Annotated in this window: 15 protein-coding genes and 1 tRNA gene; 7 read left to right on the forward strand and 9 right to left on the reverse strand. The window is 50.8% G+C overall.

From position 1 onward, the window contains the following. Positions 1-38: 38 nt before the first annotated feature. Both ABLA33_RS05705 and ABLA33_RS05710 read left to right on the forward strand, forming a co-directional pair. Entirely contained in the window at positions 39-3560 is a 3522-nt protein-coding gene (locus ABLA33_RS05705) for a tetratricopeptide repeat protein (RefSeq protein ID WP_347719580.1), read from the forward strand. Then, a complete protein-coding gene (locus tag ABLA33_RS05710) occupies positions 3557-3883 on the forward strand; it encodes a hypothetical protein (RefSeq protein WP_347719581.1) in 327 nt (108 codons plus the stop codon). Before ABLA33_RS05705 ends, ABLA33_RS05710 begins: the two co-directional genes overlap by 4 nt. 103 nt (positions 3884-3986) lie before the next feature. Here ABLA33_RS05710 and ABLA33_RS05715 read toward each other — a convergent pair whose 3' ends face one another. Beyond that, complete coding sequence (locus tag ABLA33_RS05715) at positions 3987-5300, reverse strand: ATP-binding protein (RefSeq protein ID WP_347719582.1); 1314 nt, start codon at positions 5298-5300, stop codon at positions 3987-3989. Positions 5301-5490: 190 nt separating this feature from the next. Then, a complete protein-coding gene (locus tag ABLA33_RS05720) occupies positions 5491-8190 on the reverse strand; it encodes a DNA gyrase/topoisomerase IV subunit A (RefSeq protein ID WP_347719583.1) in 2700 nt (899 codons plus the stop codon). 207 nt (positions 8191-8397) lie between these two features. On the opposite strand from ABLA33_RS05720, the gene ABLA33_RS05725 reads away from it, so the two are divergent. Then, a tRNA-Leu gene (locus tag ABLA33_RS05725) sits at positions 8398-8482 on the forward strand. 538 nt (positions 8483-9020) lie between these two features. Here ABLA33_RS05725 and ABLA33_RS05730 read toward each other — a convergent pair. Continuing rightward, positions 9021-9713: a hypothetical protein gene (locus tag ABLA33_RS05730; RefSeq protein WP_347719584.1), complete on the reverse strand. Its 693-nt coding sequence runs from the start codon at positions 9711-9713 to the stop codon at positions 9021-9023. A 179-nt stretch (positions 9714-9892) separates the two neighbouring features. Here ABLA33_RS05730 and ABLA33_RS05735 point away from each other — a divergent pair, with 179 nt between their 5' ends. Continuing rightward, the gene (locus ABLA33_RS05735) at positions 9893-10510 is read left to right on the forward strand and encodes a MarC family protein (RefSeq protein ID WP_347719585.1); all 618 of its coding nucleotides are present in this window, start codon (positions 9893-9895) and stop codon (positions 10508-10510) included. A gap of 191 nt (positions 10511-10701) precedes the next feature. Here ABLA33_RS05735 and ABLA33_RS05740 read toward each other — a convergent pair whose 3' ends face one another. The 6 genes from ABLA33_RS05740 to ABLA33_RS05765 all read right to left on the reverse strand — a co-directional run bounded on the left by ABLA33_RS05740 (position 10702) and on the right by ABLA33_RS05765 (position 18412). Next, complete coding sequence (locus tag ABLA33_RS05740; RefSeq protein WP_347719586.1) at positions 10702-13479, reverse strand: fimbrillin family protein; 2778 nt, start codon at positions 13477-13479, stop codon at positions 10702-10704. A gap of 36 nt (positions 13480-13515) precedes the next feature. Continuing rightward, the gene (locus ABLA33_RS05745; RefSeq protein WP_347719587.1) at positions 13516-13713 is read right to left on the reverse strand and encodes a hypothetical protein; all 198 of its coding nucleotides are present in this window, start codon (positions 13711-13713) and stop codon (positions 13516-13518) included. A gap of 295 nt (positions 13714-14008) precedes the next feature. After that, entirely contained in the window at positions 14009-15043 is a 1035-nt protein-coding gene (locus tag ABLA33_RS05750) for a S41 family peptidase (RefSeq protein ID WP_347719588.1), read from the reverse strand. A 9-nt stretch (positions 15044-15052) separates the two neighbouring features. After that, positions 15053-15850 carry a DUF3316 domain-containing protein gene (locus tag ABLA33_RS05755; protein WP_347719589.1) on the reverse strand — a complete coding sequence of 266 codons (798 nt, stop codon included), beginning with the start codon at positions 15848-15850 and terminating at the stop codon, positions 15053-15055. A gap of 242 nt (positions 15851-16092) precedes the next feature. Next, entirely contained in the window at positions 16093-16791 is a 699-nt protein-coding gene (locus ABLA33_RS05760) for a DedA family protein (protein ID WP_347719590.1), read from the reverse strand. A 70-nt stretch (positions 16792-16861) separates the two neighbouring features. After that, on the reverse strand, positions 16862-18412 hold the full coding sequence (locus ABLA33_RS05765; protein ID WP_347719591.1) for a PglZ domain-containing protein: 1551 nt from the start codon (positions 18410-18412) through the stop codon (positions 16862-16864). A gap of 347 nt (positions 18413-18759) precedes the next feature. On the opposite strand from ABLA33_RS05765, the gene ABLA33_RS05770 reads away from it, so the two are divergent. From ABLA33_RS05770 to ABLA33_RS05780, 3 genes are all read left to right on the forward strand, one after another. Next, a complete protein-coding gene (locus tag ABLA33_RS05770) occupies positions 18760-19146 on the forward strand; it encodes a copper resistance protein NlpE N-terminal domain-containing protein (RefSeq protein WP_347719592.1) in 387 nt (128 codons plus the stop codon). Between the two features lie 205 nt (positions 19147-19351). Then, positions 19352-19924 (forward strand): hypothetical protein, encoded by a 573-nt coding sequence (locus tag ABLA33_RS05775; protein WP_347719593.1) that lies wholly within the window; start codon positions 19352-19354, stop codon positions 19922-19924. Between the two features lie 374 nt (positions 19925-20298). Continuing rightward, entirely contained in the window at positions 20299-20841 is a 543-nt protein-coding gene (locus ABLA33_RS05780; protein ID WP_347719594.1) for a hypothetical protein, read from the forward strand. Positions 20842-21179 lie beyond the last annotated feature (338 nt).

Below are 21179 nucleotides of genomic sequence, written 5' to 3' on the forward strand. Positions count from 1 at the left end.
TTTAGTTTATACAAGATAGACATCATCTCCCTCGTATCTTGAAACGACTACTCCTATATATATGTGTGATTTTCTGCCTCGTGGCGTGCACTACGAAGCAGAACACGGCAGGCTCGCGCTTCTGGCAGGGCTTCACAGCAAAGTATAACACCTACTTCAACGGCCACGAGGCTTACAAAGAAGGGGTGGATGCGCAGATTTCGGGCAACGTGGACAACTACACGGAGATATTGCCGTTTTTCCCCGTTGGCAACGAGGCCACGCGCAATATCGGCAAAAGCCAGTTTGACCGCGCCATCACCAAATCGGAGAAAGCCATCCAGCTCCATAGTATCAAGGTGAAACCGGAAGTGAACCCGACGAAGAGCCGTAGCGAAAAGATGAAGCAGTTCCTCCGGCGCAAGGAGTTCAACCCTTTCCTCAAACACGCGTGGCTCCTGATGGGGCAGGCGCAGTTTCAGAAAGGCGATTTCTTAGGCGCGGCTTCCACCTTTTCCTATATCACGCGTCGCTATGCCGCCGAACCTCCCGTGGTGCAAGAGGCACGCACGTGGATGGCACGGTCGTATGCCGAACTGGGCTGGTTCTACGATGCGGAAGATGCTCTCGACAAGGTGCGCCGCGACTCTATTCCCGCGCGCCTCGGCGGAGAACTGGCGGCTACTCGGGCCGATCTCTTGCTGCGCCAAGAGCGTTTTGCGGACGCACTGCCCTATCTCACAACAGCAGTAAGAAAAACACGCAACCGCAAGCTCCGCGCAAGGCTCTACTTCTTGCTCGGACAGGTGGAACAACAACTCGGACACCGCGCCGAAGCCTATCGCGCACTGGGAAAGTGTGTGCGCCTATCACCTCCCTACCAACTCGAATTTAACGCCCGCATCCTCCAAACGGAAGTGTTTCCGGAGGCGGGCGGAGCACGCAAGATGACGGCACAACTGCGGGGCATGGCGCGCTCGGAGAAGAATAAGGAGTATTTGGACCAAGTTTACTATGCTTTGGGTAATATCTTCCTCACACAGAACGATACCGCCTCGGCCATTGCGGCTTATGAGCAAGGACGCACCAAAGCCACACGCAGCGGGGCGGAGAAAGGCGTGCTGCTCCTCCGCTTGGGACAGCTCTACTGGGAACGTGGGCGCTACGACAAGGCGCAGACGTGCTACAACGAGGCGCTGGGCATGATAGACAACCGACGGAAGGATTACGCCGAGGTGACGCGCCGCTCACGGGTGTTGGATAAACTCGTGCCCTATACGTCGGCCATTCAGTTGCAGGACTCGCTCCAAGCCTTGTCGCTGATGGGCGAGAAAGAGCGTAATGCTGCCATCGACCGCGTCATAGAAGCGCTCCGACAGCAGGAGAAAGCGGCCGAACGTGCCCGCCGCGACAGTGCGGCCGATGCGCGCGCTGATGAAAACGGTGAGGACGACGACAATCGGGATATGCCCAACACGCCGCGCCGCCCACAAACGGCACAGCAGACGCAGGCGTGGTACTTCTACAACCCGATGCTGGTGCAGCAGGGTAAGGAGGATTTCCGCAAACATTGGGGCAACCGCAAGAACGAGGACAATTGGCGCCGCTCGAATAAGACGGTGGTGCAACTCAATACGAACGCGGGGGTGGACTATGCTGCGCTCGATAGCATCGAGGCGGCAAGGGAGAAAGCCGCGGGAACTGAAGAGGAGGGCAAGGACAGCATTGTTGCGCCGGCCGATGATCCGCATCAGCGGGACTACTATATGAAACAGATTCCTTTTACTAAGGAACAGAAAGAGGCTTCGGATCTCATCTTGATGGACGCGCTCTACAACGCAGGTCTCATCGAGAAAGACGACCTCGAGGACTTCCCGCTGGCGGCACGCACGTTGCAGCGCATCGTGAGGCAGTACCCCACGTTTGAGAAGCTCGAGGATGTCTACTACCAACTCTTCTTGCTCTATTCCCGCTGGGGACGCCCGAACGAGGCCAATACCTATCGCAACTATCTGGCTGCGAAATATCCGAACAGTCCGACAACGCGCCGCATTCTCGACCCTGACTATCTGCGCTTGGGACGTGACGGCAAGGCCATCGAAGATTCGCTCTACACAGCTACTTACATGGCCTACCGCAACCGTCAGACGGCGGAGGTGGAAAGGAACTTCGCGCTGTCGACGGAGAAATTCAGTGACGGCATCAATCGTCCGAAATTCATTCTGGTTCACGCGCTGTCACGCATCGGAAAGGCCGACAGTCGCGATGTGGCGAAAGAACTGCGCGAACTGGTAACGCGCTACCCGCAAAGCGATGTCAGCGAAATGGCGGGTATGATTGTCAACGGCCTCGAAGCGGGTCGCCGACCGGGTAGTGGGGCGTATAATTTAGGTAGTCTCTGGGAGCGTCGCACGGCGCAAACCGACACGCTGGCCTTAGGGGCGAAAGCGAAGCAGAAGCTCTCGGCCGAACGCAACACGCCTTTCGTGGTGCTCATTGCTTACGCGAAAGATTCCATCAAAGATAATCAACTGCTCTACGACCTTGCCCACTTCAACTTCACGGGTTTCTACGTGCGCAACTTTGACATCAGCAAGGTGGAGGAGTTTGGCGAAGTGGGTGCGGCTCCAGCCACAGCGGGCGGCAGCACCTCGGCCACAAAACCTGCTGGAGCGAAGACGGACAAGACCGCACCGGCGCAAACGGCCACGAAGAAAGGCAGCCTGGTGGAGTTCCGCATCAGTGGGTTCAACAGCTATGACGAGGCCCATCAGTATGCGCAGGATATTTACCGCGATAAGCAGTTGCGCCCACAATTGAGGCGCGCAAAGATGTTCTTGATTTCACAGAAAAATCTCGAACTCATCCCCGCCGTTTATAGCTTCTCCGATTATCAACAGTTCTTCACCAAGTACTACGCGCCTATGAAGCTCAACCCAGAGCTTCCGCTCGACTTGGAGAACGCGCCTGTTGTGCAGAAGTATGAGGACGTTCGGCCTACCATCTACCCCATTGCAACGAAACCTACACGGGCCGACAGCATCGACAAGGCCAAGGCGGACAGCATTGCTAAGGCGAACAAAGCGGCGCAGGACTTGCTGAACAAACAGCAGAACAAGCAGCTCGACAAGGACGAATACTATCTGCCCGAACAGTCCTCACAACCGCGCCGACAGACCGACACGGAGGGAACGGAGGTGCCCATCGAGCCGAAGAAACAAAAGACAACGGAAAAGAAACAAGAGACGGAAGTGCCCGTAGAACCGACAAAGCCAGAGAAGAAAGACTCTGTGCCGGAGAAGAAGCAGAACGCGCCCGAAAAGAAACAGGAGACGCCGCAGAAGAAACAGGAGACGCCGCAGAAGAAGGAGAATCCGCTCGTGCCGAAGAAGCAGGAGAAGAAAGAGGACTTCCCCGACGATTCGTATCCCATGACCAACGAGGAACGAAAAGAAGCGGAGAAGCAGCAGAAAAAGCAACCCGTCCGACAAACTGAAAAGACGACGCAAACAACGCCTGAACGCAAAAAACAGGACACGCCCGTTGAGGACTCCGAAGGTGGCTGGTATCCTGTGGAATGATGAGCAAAGCGGTGGGGACTATAAGGGTATCCGTGAACACAATAAGGATGCTCTTGGACAAGATAAGGAAACGCCCAAAAAGGATAAGGAAATCCGTGGACGGAGAGAGGGAATCCCAGAGAAGGATAAGGAAATCCGTGGACGGAATAAGGGAATCCCAGAGAAGGCTCAGCCTTTCCTGGAGAATGATAAGCAAAGAGAGAGAGGGCCTCAACAGCCTTCTCTCTTTCTTTTTTGCTCCGAAGGGGCAGATAAGGCGGTGTCTCCTCTCCGCCCGTTGGTACTCGGACAAGTGCAAGAAAACCCATCCACTCAAGAGTTGAGGCAGAAAAAAGGTTCTCGAAATAGTCCAACAAGTATGACTAATTCGAGAACCTCATAAGAGCTTGCTCACCTCTCTCCAGCATGGGAGAGAAGGAAAGCCTCTTAAAGATCTTCTATGCTATAAATCTGATACGTTACCTCATAACCTTTTAACTGTTCGAGGAGCGGCTCGGCCAGTATCTTGAGCTTGTCGAGGTCGGCCTCAACGGTGTCGGTCAACACATTGGCGAAGATACATTGCATCGTGTCGGAGCGTGTGGCTATGATATCGATGCGGCTCTCTTCGGCATTGTCCCACCATCCTCCGATAGTCCACGCCTCGTCCGCCTCTTGGAGCTTCTGTGCGAAATACTTACGCATGCTTTGCTGCTTCAGCACCTCGTAGTCGTTGAGCACCAGTTGCTGAAGCCCTTCATAATCGTGCTGATAGATGTAGCGGTCGTTGTGGTAGATATAACGGAACCAGAAGCGGAGGAAGTTGTCATTGATGGAATAGCGCACGTTCTTGCTGCCCTGTTTGGAGAAGAGCGGCGTTTGTCGCGTGATGAGGTGGAAATCTCCCTCCATGCGGGTGAGATAGCCGCCTATTTCTTTGTCGAGCGTGGCTTCGATGGCGGAGCGCGCCGTAATGTCCTTGGCGATGCAGGCCAAGATGGAGAAATAGAAAGTGTACTCCTTGCCCACGCCGTCTAAGAGGATGTTTCGGCCCTCCGTGATGTAGGGCGAACCCAGGCGGAGGATATGCTTGAGGATGTCCTCACAAGTGAACGCTCCAGCACGGATAAGTCCGTGGAGATAACGGGGAACGCCCCCTGTGAAGGTGTAAGCGGCGAGCAGGTCCTCCGGCGTGGCGTCGGGCTTTGCTGCCGTGATGAGTTGGCGAATCATGGCCGTGGAATAAGGCTTGATGTCGAGCCAGAGGTCGTGCCTATCTTTCAGCGGAGCTTGCTTAGCGTGGAACACCTTATCGATCAGTGCCGAGTCGGAACCCACGAGCAACAAACAGAGGTGGCTGCGCTCGCGGTTACGGTCCCAAATGGTTTGCACTTCCCCATAGACTTTCGGGTTGATAACATAGAACTCCTGAAATTCGTCTATGATAATGTTGAAGTAAAGCTCTTGGGATTTGACGATAATAAATTTGAAGAGGCTTCGGAAGTCGATAAATTCCTCGTCGATACGGAGGTTGAGCACTCTCCGCATTTCATCTAAGAAATCGCGGCAGAGAAGCGGTTCGGCCTTGCGCGAAACGGGGAAGTAGAGAGTGGGGTTGCCTTCTCGCGTAGCTTCCAGGACGAGTTGCGTCTTCCCAACGCCGGGGCGGCCTGTGATGACGGCCATCTTGGCACTGCTTTTTGTGTCGGCCTCTATCTTGCGAATGGCTTCAAGCTCCTTGTCTCTTTCGTAAAACGTCATGTTCGATAGTCTTTATCAGTGCAGAATCGCGTAGATTTAACGCAGATTTCAGAACTAAAGGTTTGTTAATGGCAAAAGTAAAGAATAAAAACGGTTTATACAATTATTTCCCGCGCCTTTTCTTGTTGTTTCTTAACAAAGTGTATAATACGGAATAAGTCCGTCTGGCAAAATGCTGCCAGCAACGGACTTATTCTTCTGTGTCATTATTGGTGATTTCGAAGGGAACATCGTCGGGATTGAAGAGATTGGGGCCTTCACCTTTCTCTGTCTCGGCGGCTTCGCCCTCTGCCTCGGAAGCCTCAGCGGGTGGCTCGGGGAAACGCGTGGGTTCGAGTTCCTCAACGCTTTCTATGGTGCAGGTGGTGACGCGCTTACCTTTGGCCTTGAAGCCCTTAACGGCAACAAATTCTTCCGCATCGATTTCGATGGGGTCGCGGTAGGCATCGGGGCCGCCGAGCGTCACGCGGATGCGCGGATAAGGTACATCGGTCAGGATTTCCAACTTCGTTTTGGGATTGTCGCCGGTGAAACTCCAGTGGCGACCACCGCTGGGCGACTCGAACAGGAAGCGTTTCACATAGAGATACCCGTTCTGGTCGGCATCGTAGAGCACGGCGGTCCACGCCTTTGAGTCGACAAATTTTTCGACCTTCATAATGTCGCCTTCGTAGTGATTGTTGAGGTCGAAGTTGGTGGTGTAGAACTCGCCATTGCGGAGGATCACGAGGATTTGCTCTCCGGTGTGGAATTCGCCCAGATACTGTCCGCGCTCGTCGAAGTTGAGGCGATTGACATCGTGGTCGAACCACACCTTACGTCCGCCCAAGGTGGAAACGCCATGCGCCTTGAGCGTGATGCGATGGACATCGAGGCGCGTGAGCAGATTGCCGCGACTGCCACGCCCTTTCACCATGAGTTCGGAGAAGTCCTGTTCGATGAACTGGCGGCGCAATTTCGGATTGGGCTTGAGCGTCACCTTGATTTGTTCGGCCTCACCGTTGGGATTGGCCGTGAAATAGGCAATGCGACTACCGGGTTTGCCCTGTGTCACGTCGTATTCGCGGTCGTGCATGATACTGGTCACGTTGAAACGCTTCATATAGAACGCGGAAGCCTTTCCGTCGCGATAGACCACGTTGTAAATCGTGCGCTTGTCGTTCTTTTTGAACACCGCAATATGGATGATTTCCGCCTTTCGCTTCTCGGCTTTGGAACGTTCCGTCTCGCCGATAAAAACTTTATCGGCCACGCGCGTCACCTTATAAGTTCCGTCGCGATAGAAGATAATGACGTCATCCAGGTCGGAGCAGTTCTCCACAAATTCGTCCTTCTTCAAACTCGTACCCATAAAGCCTTCGGCACGATTGACATAGAGTTTCTGATTGGCCTCAGCCACCTTGGTGGCCACAATCGTATCGAAGGAGCGAATCTCCGTCAGGCGCGGATGTTCGGCAGCATATTTGTCGTAGATGATCTTAAACCAGTTGGCCGTCACCTCCGTCATGTTCTTCAAGTCGTGCTCTATGCGCTCTATTTCGGCCTTGATGCGGGCTATCAGCTCCTCGGCTTTCTCCTTGTTGAAGCGCAGGATGCGCGCCATCTTGATTTCGAGCAGGCGCAGATAGTCCTCACGCGTGATTTCGCGATAGAAGCTGGCTTTGTAGGGCTCGAAACGCTTGCTCAGATGGGCCGTGACGGCGTCGAGGTCCTTTGCGTTTTCGAAGTCCTTGTCCTTATACATTCGCTCCTCAATGAAAATCTTCTCCAGACTGGCGAAGTGGAGACTTTCAAGGAGTTCGTTGCGGCGTATCTCGAGTTCGCGGCGCAACAACTCTTTGGTGGAATCGACGTTGTGGCGCAAAACATCGCTCACAGTAAGGAACTCCGGTTTGTTGTCGCGGATGACGACACAGTTGGGGGAGATGCTCACCTCGCAGTCCGTGAAAGCGTAGAGCGCATCAATGGTTTTGTCCGAAGAAGTGCCCGGCGTGAGGTGTACGAGTATCTCGACCTTCGCCGCCGTATTGTCGTCCACTTTTCGGATTTTTATTTTCCCCTTTTCGTTGGCGCGGAGGATGGAGTCGATAACGCTGCCCGTGGTCGTGCCAAAGGGAATCTCGCTGATAACGAGGGTTTTGTTGTCGAGCTTCGAGATGGTGGCGCGCACCTTCACCGAACCGCCACGCAGGCCGTCCTTGTAGTTGCTCACATCAATGCTACCGCCCGTCAGGAAGTCGGGGAAGAGTTGGAAGTCCTCGCCGTGGAGATATTTGATGGCCGCCTGACAAATCTCGCCAAAGTTGTGGGGCAGAATCTTAGCACTCAGTCCGACGGCGATGCCCTCTGCGCCTTGCGCCAAGAGCAGGGGATACTTCACAGGTAGTGCCACAGGCTCTTTCGCACGCCCGTCGTAGGAGAGTTTCCACTCCGTAGTTTTCGGATTGAAAAGGATGTCGAGGGCGAGCTTCGAGAGGCGCGCTTCGATGTATCGCGGAGCCGCAGCCGAGTCGCCCGTAAGGATATTTCCCCAGTTTCCCTGCGTATCAATGAGCAGGTCTTTCTGACCGAGCTGTACGAGTGCTCCCCCGATGGACTGATCTCCGTGGGGATGGAAGTGCATCGTGTCGCCCACAAGTCCCGCCACCTTGTTGTAGCGTCCATCGTCGGCACGCTTCATCGCATGAAGGATGCGCCGCTGAACGGGCTTCAAACCATCGGCAAGGTGGGGCACAGCGCGCTCCAGAATCACGTAAGAAGCATAGTCAAGAAACCAGGTCTGGTACATCCCCGTAAGCTGGTGCTTTCTTGATTCGTCCTGCAAGCTCGTTGGCTGATAGGAGGAGTGCTCCTCCGGCTGTAAGTCTTTATCTTTTTTTTCGTCGGACATGAACGTAAAATCAATCTGTTTTCACGGTCTATTGCGCGGTTTTCGGTCACAATAAGCCAATTATTATGCAAAAATACAAAATTTTCGCCCTTACTCTCGTTCATTTCCCGAAAAAAACCTATCTTCGCACCGCAATGTCGTTAGGAAGGCTTGGGTTGCACTGTAGTTTCCATATCTGTCCTCCCCTTCTCTCCTATCGCACATTCCGCGCCTGTGGCGAAATTGGTAGACGCGCCAGACTTAGGATCTGGTGGTTTATGCCGTGTAGGTTCGAGTCCTATCAGGCGCACCACAACCCTCCCCCGACTGCTTCCCAGAAGCCGTCGGGGATTTTTTATGTTTAGAAAGCTCCCAGAAAGCCCCAGAAAGCCCCCTCCATCTCCCCCATGAGGGGGAGTGCTCAGAGCACAGGATAGCAGTTAAGGACTGCGGACTAATCATCGAACACGCAAGTGGCAGCCGAGCACTCCCCCTTTATGGGGGAGATGGAGGGGGCTTTCTGGAAGGGCTCAGTACTCAGAGCAGAAAAGAAGAGGTTATAACTTTCAATAAAGTGAAGATAAAACCGTAAAACATACCATAACTTTCACTTTAATGATAGTTATGAACAATCAGAAGAATACCTATATTTTTGTCCCTCAACACAAGCTCATTTGCTTGTTTAACTCCTGCTTAGAGAGATGCTCCACGCGCTATCCTTTCAAAGCAAAGCGGCCTTCCCTCATTACGCAACATTCCCTCCCCTCGTTGCCTCACGGCAGCTGCTGGGAAAAGAAAAAAACTCGGACGGGAGGTCCGAGTTGGTAGATGGGAAAAAATGTGGCGCACCTCTATGATTTGGCGCGCTCGAAGTATTTCTGACATTCCGCTTCATCGGCTCCACGCGCGGCGGCATAGGCACGGATGAGGGCGCTATTGAACGCGTCGTCGGCTTGGAGGGCAGCCAAACTCTTGCAGCCTTTTTCTACGCTCACTTTGCGACCACATTTCATGTTGCCGGTGTCGAGTATCGAGAAGCGGTAGCGGCCGTCGATGCGGTCGAACAGGATGTTGTCCGCACGGCAAGCTATGGGAAGGAAACCTTCCTCATGCAGGCGCGCAGCATAGCGGGCAAAACTTTCGAGCAGTTCGGCGCGCTCCGAATGGGGCATACCGAAGGCTTCGTGCAGAGAATGGCGATAGTTGGAAAAAACGCCTACAAAATACATATTCTGGTCCATCAAATTACGACGATAAGCCACATAGGCCACAGGCTCTTGGGTGGCGAAACCGCGCTCTCGGAGCTGTGCAGCACAATTGTAGGAGTGTTGGCCCTTCGAGGCCTTGTAGATGCGCACCGCCAAGCGATTGCGCCAGGAGGTTCGGTCGTAGTGTTTCACACAAAGCGTGAGTCCGTCAACATCCAGCAGGCGGATGCCATTATTTACCATTGGGAGTGTGCGACCAGTATCTTCAAAATGGTCAGCAATATTTACTAAATAATCGCGTAAGCGTTCGTATTTTGGGTTAATAATGAGGGTCACAAGTATATTTGTTTTCTTCGTTATCAAGATAATTAGGTGTTCAAAGATACTAAAAACTTTCTATGCTACAACCTTTTTAGGCGTTTCCTTTCCTCTGAAACAGAAGATTATACCATTTTACTTGGTTGAAACGCGTTGTTTTCGTATTTTCGCGCTATAAAACAGAAAAAGATTCCCTTATGATGGACATTATTTTTCAGACCTTTTCACAATTCAGCATTGAACAAACTGCTGGAGCATTCATCGTGTTGATGGCTATCATCGACGTGTTGGGTTCTACGCCCATATTCCTCAACCTGCAAGCCAAAGGCCGTCCTATCAATGCCTTCAAGGCTGCGGCCATTAGTTTGGTATTGCTCGTGGCTTTCTTCTATGCTGGCGATGCCGTGCTGCAACTCTTCCACGTCGACATCCAGTCGTTTGCTGTGGCGGGTGCACTCATCATCTTCATCATGGCTTTGGAAATGCTCCTCGACGTTGAGATTTTCAAATATGGCGGGCCCACGAAGGAGGCCACCCTTATTCCGGTGGTGTTCCCGCTGATTGCCGGCCCGGGCGCATTCACTACGCTGATTTCGCTAAAGGCTGAGTTTGCGCAAATCAATATCTTGGCGGCCCTCGCCCTCAACATGGTGTTGGTTTACATCATCATCGCCGGCGCGGGCTGGGTGGAAGAACACGTCAGCAAGACATTCATCTACATCTTGCGTAAGTTCTTCGGTGTGATTCTGCTGGCCATCTCGGTGCGTCTCTTCACTTCCAACGTGCTGCCGCTGATCGATAGTTTGAGCAAATAAGGCTGCACGCCAACGGTGCTAAGGCGCAAAACGAACCGCGAGGGACGAGGTTAGACATCTGTGCTACCTCGTCCCTCGCTTTTATACGAAAGGCTGGTTTCCCAATGTGAGAAACCAGCCTTATTCTTGAATGTTCGTATCGGACAATTGTCTGCTTAAATATATTAAACCTACAAGGTCAAATCAACGTATTATTCCGAGACAGGACGGACAGAAAGTCCGTAACCATTACCGGTTGTTTCATACTTTGGATACACGCCCCAATTATTAAAGAACAAGCAGTTAGTGTTCTTCGAATCATGCGAAATGGCAGAATGATAAAAACCGTAGAAAACACTACCATTCAGATAGCCGTCATGATGACGCCAACCCAAAGCAGGGAAATAGATCGTAGTAGTTGAACCGTCTCCCGTTTTGAAATGCCAACCCTGGTCGTAATTTCCCACCACGTTAAGCTCTTTCTTATCACTTTCGACATTATTTCCCGTAGTGGTAAAACCAGAAAAGGCATTACTGGCAGGCATCTTGAAGCCAGCGGGACAGGGGTCGTAGACGGTCTTCACCACAACATTGTCATGGAAACCTGTCTCAGTGTTATCCATCGACCAGAGGTTTACCTTCCAGAAATCATCAAACGAAACGTAGTCATAGAATGTCTCGGGGTGTTGAATGCCGTTTTGAATGCTCATTTTCTGCCCACCTTTGGGCTTAAATGTACCGTCGATGATAGCTTTCTTTCCTGGAAAAGCATCCTTACGTCCAAACTGATAGAAGGTAGAAGACATTTGTTTTATTTCGCCAGGGGTCTGCGTGATGTCGATATAAGCAAACTGTTTCTCACCATCGTTGGCGACAGTCTGTTCCACCTTCACGCGAGCCATGCGAGGCTGGTCGAAGGGAGACGCATCCCATCTCATATAGGCAAAACCAAGCGGAAGTTTGGTGAAGTTATAGGTAACGCCCGCTTTATTAACTACAGGAATCGTGTTGAGGGCATCATTCTGGGCGAACCACAAGTGCCACGACCATACAACCGTTCCGCCTTTCGTGACAGCAATGACGGCGTTACCGTTCTTAATCTTGTCCTGCGGCACATGGAACTGTACAAACTTTTTGTCGGCAGAAAGAGAAAGACTACTTGCTTCTACAATGCCGCTTTGGTCTGTCCAAACAATCTTTGCTCCATCGGGCACATTCGCGCCTCCATTGCTCTGCGTAATCCAAGGATCAGTAATATTCTTACCTGCATGATCCTTGAAGTTTTTCAAGACATCAGAGCCTGACACAGTGGTTTCATAGGAATGTTCATTAGTAGCACCGCCCGTGATAGCGTTACCGTAAACCAACGGAATACTGTAGTAGCCCGGAGCAGAGATGAGATAAGAGTTGGCAGTATTCTCAACAGTGGCCGCACCCGTGGCGTTGGAGAGGTTGTAGTAGTTGCCGGCAGCGCCCTTTGGTGTGGCATCTTGCAACACCTTGTTGTATTTATTGAGGCGGTTATCGATGGCCGTAGTGATAGTTGCAACGCCACTTTCGCCAGATGTACCTCCGTCGCCCTCCTCTTTGCTCAACTGGATGAGCCAGGCAGGTTTGCTTGTGCCGAGAGATGTCCAAGTATTACCACCGTCGGTGCTTTCCTCATACCCTACTACCTTCCATTTCACAGGCTGCTGAATGTAAGTATCAGGATCTATGCGACAGCTCTGCACCGTATAGCTGGCTGCCTCTGTAGCTGTATAGTCCACCACAGGGGGATTGGTCACGGAAAGCCAGTATCTCCACGTGGACTTCTTCTGCGACAAGGCGTAAGTCTTCGTTGTGCCGGGCTTCCATGTGCCGGAGAGGTTGGCAGTGATAGCAGGTGTAGTGCTGTTGTCAAAGTAGATCTTTACGCTCACGCCTGCAAGCGATTGCGGAATCATATAGAAAGTGAAGTTGTCGCCATTATTGCCCATGATGATTTGGTTAACGGCTTGTGAAGTGCTCACATTGAGCGTACCGTCGCCACCAAGGGTGAACGTGGCGGGAGTGCTGAGATTGCTCCACGCAGCCCCCGTGCCGTCGGCTTTCGAGGAGAGCGTGTAGCGTCCCTTGCTCTGCGCGTTGACGATCTCCACTTTCGTTATTGTCTTGTTCCATGAAAGATTCTGCCCCACTTTGAAGCGCACTGCCGTCAGTGCGTGACGGAAATCGAGGTTCGTTGTCGGAGCCACGTAGCGAGTGGCATACTTCACTTCGCCGGAGCAGGCCGTCATGAGGTCTTTCTGATTGACCACCTTCGGCTCTACTTCGAAATCAACATAAGGTGTAGATGTATAGCTCTCGGGAGACAGCTGCAATTTGTTGTAGCTGGAAGTCACTAAAGGATAAACAGCATAAAACTTTCCATAGGGCTGTTCCCACGACCACAGAATCTCATTGACGAGCGTACCGTCGGGATTTGTGTCCTTGTTGTAGAACCATGGCGTAGTGCTGAGGGTAGAAGTCGTTCCACGGTAGCCGATGGAGGAAAAATGGTCTGCAGCGGAGAAAGTCTCAACAACATTCGCACGAGGGGCGATGCGGGAACGGTTTGCTGTTCCGGCTTCCGTGCTCGTCTCCGCCTTGCGCGGCATGCTTTCTATACCGGCCGTAGTGATTTCTATGAGGCAGGTGTTGCCGTCACCACCCTGCACATCGAGCTTTTGCGAAATGAGATCTTCAGGAGTGAGGTTCAAGGGCGCAATCTGTTCTGCAAAAGCTGCACGGCTCAACGGACTGCCGGGCAGAGCACGAGCAGCAGCTGATCGGTGCGCGCCGTTCTGCGCATTAGAGACAATATAAGAAACCGCAGTGCCACGGTCGCCCTGATTGGTTGCATCATCGAGGTCATTATCGGAACAAGCACCGAGAGTCATCCCCATAATACAGAGAAAAGCAAACGCCGCCTGATGCACCGAATGCTTATGATATTGCTTGTTTTTCATATTGCGTGATTTTACTGTCGTATTACTCTTCTTTTTTCATTCCCACAAATTATTCTCAGAGAACTTCCGCGTTCCCGTAAGATCTGTGTCTTCATCATCCTCGTCAGGAGGCGTGATGGTTACACTTCCGCTGCCTCCGCCACCAGGCTTTACGGCAGGACTAGAAGCCAAGAACGTAGTTTCGTCACAAAAAGCCACGATTGTGCTTACAGGTTTGACATACATTTTCTTCATATATTCGCATTTTTTCATCGTTCCTCTTCTTTATGTATCTAATACTATTTTGTGAAATTAAATAAAAAAACACGGATAAAAGGCAGACTTATTATGGCAACAAGTCTGATACACAACCTCTATTCTGTGTCTCTTCTCTCTATTATTTCTGATTCAATTCACAAGTTTTTAGGATAATTTCAATCAATTCTAACCGCAAATATATACATATATATATGCAAACAAAATTTTTTTCAACAAAAAATACATCAAATTACTAAAAAAACAGACAATTTGTCTAAAACACGTTTTACATTTAGTAAGATGCTTTCCTTGCTTCTCGGATGCGCTGGCGGGCTGTTTCGATGATGGTGTCGATGCTGCGGGCGTAGTCGGCGGAGGAAATGTCGACTTTCACGTCGGGATCGATACCCATCTCGGTCATGCGCTTCTCACTGTCGTACATGGGGCTGGCGGAGAAGCGGAGCGTCCAGCCGTTGGGGAGTTCGCTGGTGAACGGCAGGCCTGCGCCGCCACCCGTGCGGTCGCCAATGACGGTGACGCGCGGCAAACCTTTGAGGAACATTACGAAACTGTTGGCGGCACTAAAGGTGCGGCGGTTCGTGAGGATGCAAACGGGCTTTTGCCAGCGCAAGCCCTTGAACGGCTCTATGCGGATGGCCTCCACGGGGGAGAAATCGTCGTGGCGCGGGCCGCGCTTGTGCTGCATATAGGCGCGCGTGGTGGGTTCGTTGATGAAGAGCGAGGCCAGTTGCTCCGCACTGGTGAGCAGGCCGCCGCCGTTGCTCCGCACATCCACAATCAAGCCGTCGCACATGGCCAGGGCGCGCATCATTTCTTGCAGGTTGCCACTACCCAGAGGCGAGGCGAAGGAGGCGCAACGGATGTAGCCCACATTGTCCGAAAGCACACGGTAGCGCAGCCCGCTGCCCACGCGAAAATCTTCGCTGCGCCCGAGATAACGACGCGCGAGCGAGTCGGAGAAGTTCATCGGGAAATCGTCAAACCAAGCGCCGTAGCGCGCCACATCGTGGGCGGCACTGAGATTCACATGGCCGTCGCGAAGCTCTGCCGTCATTCGGCGCAGAACCTCGAAAAGCTGTTCGCTCCGCATATTGTCCGTAACGCCCTGACGGTAGCGTTCGCGCAACGCCGCCCAGTCCAAACCGTATTCCTTATTCTTATAGTCGAAAAAACAATAGTGTTCGTCAATAAGTTTCCAGCACGTCTCGAAGTTGCCCGTGGGCGTGTTGTCCGCCATGTCCTCCGTGATGCAGGATGAAAGTAAGCCAGCAAGGAGCAAAAGAAAAAAGAGGGAAAGTGTTCTCATCGTAAGGGTTTATTTCAGTAGTCGTAATCGGCGCGTGTAGCCAATGACAAATTGGTTCTGCCAGTGGTGGGTTTTGATATGATTGAAATGACTCTGCCGCACATCGGCGCCATAACCCAGCGTGAGGCGTGAGCGGCCCAACGGGAGGGAAAGCGTGGCGAGAAAATGAAGCGAGGGCGCATTGCCCACATGAGAAACCACACAATTATGGTCGCGGTGGCCAAGACCGAACAACTCATAGTAGGACTGCCCATAGGCGGGCGAAAAAGCCAGTCCGGCGAGGGGCACTGCCACTTCTGCGCGCGCCTGCCATTGCTGCCGCCCCACGTGGAAGTCATATTCCGCCAATCCTGCTGCTGCCACATCCATGAAGAGCCTACCCTGCGCCGGATTGTTCCCATTCCGCGTGTTGTAGGTAACGCCTGTTCCGACCTCGACCAGCGGACCGAAAGCCAGGCGAAAAGGGCGTTGAGCAAATCTCTTATTCCACATCCACCCCACTCCCAGGCGCAAGTTGGCGTCCCATTCGTGGCCGTCGCCCGATGAGCCTGTGAGATGAGCCGCATCGGCCCTGTAGTGCGCCACCACCGTCACGCGGCCGCGCCCCCAGCGAGCCTTGCGCTCCGTGCGGTGGCTCAGGGAGAATCCCGCCCCGACATAGTCCTGCGGACTCAAATAAGTGTCGAGCACATGGGTGCGCCCAACGCCGAAGAGCCAACTGTGGTCAACGGCCCGCAGCGTATCGGCCCGCTGTGCCGACAAAGGCAGGGCGGAAAGTAAGAAAATGAGGGATAGAAAGTGTTTCATAACAGGTTGTAGGCAAAAGAAAAAGAATAGGATGAAGCAGCGCGTGATTTTCCTTATTGCGTCAGCTGACAACTTTATTCTGTCAGCTGATAGCCTTATTGTGCCAGCTGACAGCCTTATTGTATTTCGGACTGGTCGGACGAGTCTGACCAGTCCAAGAAAAATCTGACTCGTCCGATCAGTCGGACCAGTCCGACCAGTCTGAAAAAAGTCGGACCAGTCCGAGAAAAAATCGTTCTCAATTAGTTCTCCTTTTCCTCCTTCTCCATCTCGTCAACACTCTTCATGATCTTTTCTCGAATATCAGTCTTCTTCAAGCCGTTATAAATGAGATAGGCCAGAAAGAGAGCGGCGAGTCCGAAAAGGACATAACCGAGTTCGTGGCTATAACGCATGGCCAATTTCACCACCTGCTCTTTGGTTTGAACACCTGGGATGCGCGAAATGAAATAGCCAATGATGGCTAAGACAGTGTTCCATGCGCCAGCGCCCAATGTGGTGTAGAGGAGGAACGGCCCAAGCTTCATGCCCGACAGTCCTGCCGGAATGGAGATGAGCTGGCGAACAGCGGGTACCAGACGGCCGAAAAAAGTGGCCGTAGCCCCGTGGTCACGGAAATACTCCTCTGCGCGAGCCACGCTCTCCTCGGTGACGAGGCAGAAATGGCCCCAACGCGAGCGGGCAAACTTATAGATGACAGGGCGGCCCAACCAGCGCGCCAAGAAATAGTTGGCAAGTGCACCGACATCAGCTCCCAGCGTGGCGAAGACAACAACGAGGACGATGTTCATACTCGGGTCGCTCATCGAGAGCCACGCCGCAGGCGGCACCACCACCTCGGAGGGGAAGGGGATAAACGAACTCTCGATGGCCATAAAGGCAGCCACCACCCAATAGTTGAGGTTCTCCAGAACCCAGGCAATCAATGTTGCGGAATCCATACTTTTCTGTCGTTTCTTTTTATTTGTGGCACAAAGTTAATGGAAAAGGGAGAGACGGCAAAACAGCGGCTTAGCGCTTCTTCGGTCTGAGGCAAACGAGAGGTATGAGCATTTCTTCCATAGAAATACCGCCGTGTTGGAAAGTGTTGCGATAGTATTGTGCGTAATAGTTGTAGTTGTTGGGATAGGCAAAGAAGCGCGAGCCTTGCGCGTAGATGTAAGCGGTGGAGAGGTTGGGCGAGGGCAGGCCGAAGCGGCGAGGGTCTTTCATCTCAAACACTTCGCGGGCGTTGTAGCCTAAGTTCTTGCCCAACTTGTAGCGCAGATTGGTGTTGACGTTTCTGTCGCCCACCACCTTGACGGGAGCGTCCACGCGGATGGAGCCGTGGTCGGTGGTGATAAGGATTTCGTAGTCCATCTCCGCCAGCTTGGTGAAGAGCTGCTTGATGGCCGTGTGTCTGAACCAGCTGAGCGTGATGGAGCGGTAGGCAGCTTCGTTGGAAGCCAGCTCGCGCACCATTCGGCTTTCTGTGCGGGCGTGGGAGAGGATGTCGATGAAGTTGATAACAAGGACGTTGAGCGGCGTCTCCGTGAGTTGCTTGATTTGGCCAAGGAAATGGTCGGCGCCCTGCGAGTCGTTGAGCTTGTGGTAGGTGAACTTCTCTTTTCTGCGGTAGCGCTCAAGCTGGTGACCAATGAGGAGTTCTTCGTTGAGGTTCTTACCCTCATCTTCGTCCTCTTCCACCCAGAGTTCGGGGTACATCTCGCGAATCTGCAAGGGCATGAGGCCTGAGAAGATAGCGTTGCGGGCATACTGCGTGGCTGTGGGGAGGATGCTAAAGTAGAGGTCTTCGTCGATGTCGAAGTCGTCGGTGAGTTCGCGGCTCAGCTCGCGCCATTGGTCGTAGCGGAAATTGTCGAGCACCAGGAGAAACACTTTCTTTCCTTCACGCAGGCGTGGAAAGACGCAACGCTTGAACACATCGGGACTCATCAGCGGACGATCGTCTGGGGTATTGACCCAGTGCTCATAGTTCTTGCGGATAAACTTGGCAAAGGTGAGGTTAGCTTCCTCCTTTTGCATGGCCAGCATCTCGTCCATACTGCCGCCCGTCTCGGAGAGCTCTATCTCCCAATAAACGAGCTTGCGGTAGAGGTCCTTCCATTCCTCGGGCGTGGAGGTGTCGCTGATTTGCGCGGAGATTTTCTGAAACTCCTGACGGTAGCTGCTCTGCGTCACCTCGGCCACAATCTCACGCTGGTGGATGTTCTTCTTCAGCGTGAGAAGAATCTGCATCGGATTGACAGGTTTGAGCAAATAGTCGGCAATCTTAGAGCCGATGGCCTGGTCCATAAGGTCCTCGGCCTCGTTCTTCGTCACCATCACCACGGGCACATTGGGCTGCACGTCCTTGATGCCGGCCAGCGTTTCGAGACCTGAAAGGCCGGGCATATTCTCGTCGAGAAGAATGAGATCATAGGCGTTGTCGCGGCAGAGGTCGATGGCGTCCTGCCCGTTGGAGCAGCTGGTCACTTCGTAGCCTTTGCGCTGCAAAAAGAGAATGTGAACATTGAGCATATCAATCTCATCGTCCACCCAAAGTAGTCTTCCTTGTGTCATATATTTCGTGGTGTGCTATTAATAGGGATTTTTAGCAATGTGCATAAGCGCAACAATGCCGCAAGAGGAGGTGTGCGCGAACCCATCCATCAGATTGAACAAACGAATGAAGCTCACAATCCTTATCTTGCTTGTGTGCAAAAATACGAAAAAGGAGAATTAAGCTATTGTTACAGATGCCTTTTTTGCCACCTCTGCCACTCAGATGGAGAATATCACAAGAAAAAAAAACATCAGAAATCATAAAAAAGTTTACTTCTTGTTGTATGTCCAAAGATTAGTAGTACATTTGTCGCAAATTCCTAAATACGGAATAAACGAATAATAACTTAAATATACAAAAGACAATGAAAAAGATTCTTTTCGTAGCTGCTGCTGCAGTTATGACTTTCGCTTCTTGCGGTAACAAAACAAATGGTAACAGCAACGGTACTGATAGCATTGCCGACAGCACTGCTGACAGCACAGTTTATGCTGGTGTTCTTCCTGGTGCAGATGGTTCTGACTCTGTAACTATCACACTGAAGTCTGACAGCACTTTCACTCGCACACACTCTGGCAGCCAAACTGAAACTGGTAAGTACAGCGTTGATGCTAAGAACATCCTGACAACTGTTGCAGGTGCTGACAGCAACTTCTACGCTATGACTCCGGACAGCCTCACTATGCTCGGCGCTGACAAGCAGCCTGCTGCTAGCGGTCTGCCTTACGTTCTGAAAAAGGTGGCTAAGTAAGAAAACTACGCACTATTAGCGTAACGATAAAGCAAACACGCTCCTCTCTCTCCCTCTGTCCTCCGACAAGGGAAAGAGAGGATTTTTTGTGGGAATAAAAGTAGAGAAATACTTTTTTGTGCTATAAAAAATTTATTTATTTGTTGCACTGTAAGAATAAATACCATAAATTTGCACACAACCCAGAACTAAAAACAAATGAATTATGAGTAAAAAAATTCTAACCCTAGCCCTCGCAATCTTGAGCATAAGCTTCGCCTTTGCCCAGAAAGTAACAGTTCCAGAACCTGAATTCTCCGACCAAACGTATCTCCTTACCTCAAATACCGAATACGTAAAACTACCGAGAGAAACAGGCGTAGTAAAAACAAAAGCCGGTGCATCAGTATATCTGACAGGTATCGGAAAGGTCAAGACACGCATCTCGCTGCCAGGCACAACATCAAGCGTAGTAGCAAAACAAGGCGGAGATGTACGCTTGATTATAAAAGCTGCCAACAACGCAACAGATCCTAACTCTTTCATCAGCATCTTCAAATTTGAAGTAAAAGGAAAAGAAAGAAGAGCACAACTCGCTGAATCTGGCACATTCTCAGGCAGCAAGTCAAATTCCTTAGGTCAAATAGAGTTCCAAGCAAAGAAATATGGCACAAGCTCATATCTCATAGTCATAGAAAATCTTGAACCAGGAGAATACGGCATTTCCTTAGGAGATCCAGACAAATTGAATGAGAAGAACAGCATGAAGATTACCACCTTCAGCGTACAAAAGCCATAAAAGCAAATACGAAGCCTTCACTCCACAAAGTGATGCTGGCAACAAAATATCAGATGAGCAGTTCTTCCTACTCGTCTGATATTTTTTATTGCACCCCACTAAAAGATTGAAAAACAGCACTACATAGGATGCAGAAAGCCCATAAAAGTTGCCGCAAATATCCTTATTAAAGGCGGAATTAAGTATAACAAAAATACGGGCAAACTATCGTATGAGTTTAGAGGTTGGGGAAGTGCAACAAATAATTTTAATGGCGGTGGCGTAAAGAACTAGCAAAAAGATGTTGAAACAATGGTAAAGGAAGCAAAACCGCGCAACTAATAATTTAGAGTGGGCAGAGAGCTCTCTTCCCCCTCTAATATTTAATGATGACTATGAGAGAAATACAATTAACATTATGCACTATTATAGTAACACTATTTGTGTGCTGTACAAATGGCAGTCGAAACAAGAATATAAACACATCCTATTCAATAGACGATGCAGTTGGTAATTTAGAGGAGATGTGTTTAACGTATCAAAATAAAAATATTGTTTTTTCTTTAAAAGAAAGAACCAATACTTTAGTAAACGATTATCAATTAAAATTCTTGGGCTCATTGCAATTAGAAAATACACATTATGAGTTATTGCAAAAGACAATTTTGTCAGGGCAAGAATTTGACTCCCAAAGAGCTAGCGTTTCTATTGTGTTATTTTCAAATAATAAGTTATATGGTGAATTTACTGGTTTAAGCAATATTTATTCAGTAAATGTTCAATCAAACACAATTAGTATTTACAATAAGGAAACAAATTATACAACCAAATTTGAAATAACTGATACTATTCCTGTTCAGTTATTTATTCCATATACTATAAAGGATTCCATTCCAAGAGGTGATATCTTATATTTAAATAAACATACTAATCGTTAATTATTCTGCCTTTCATTAATCCATTCAACACAGCTTTTTATATAAACACTAAAAGTTGACTACGACAAGTTTGAGCATTTATTGTCACATCGTCACGTTGTCACACTTTGAGTATAACCGACTGATCTTTTTTCGAATAATTAAAAGAATGTCCTTCAAGGATCTCGACAGAAAGTTCCCAGAATGCCTCCCTCTCCTGTCATAGAGTTACTCAGCCTCCCTCTCCCAAAACAACACAAAAAAAGACTCCCATCAGATGATTGCTCTGATAGGAGTCTCCTATTTAAAAAAAGGCGGCGACCTACTCTCCCGTCTTGTGGACAGTACCATCGGCGCGA

This window comes from uncultured Alloprevotella sp. (assembly GCF_963536905.1).
GTDB lineage: Bacteria > Bacteroidota > Bacteroidia > Bacteroidales > Bacteroidaceae > Alloprevotella.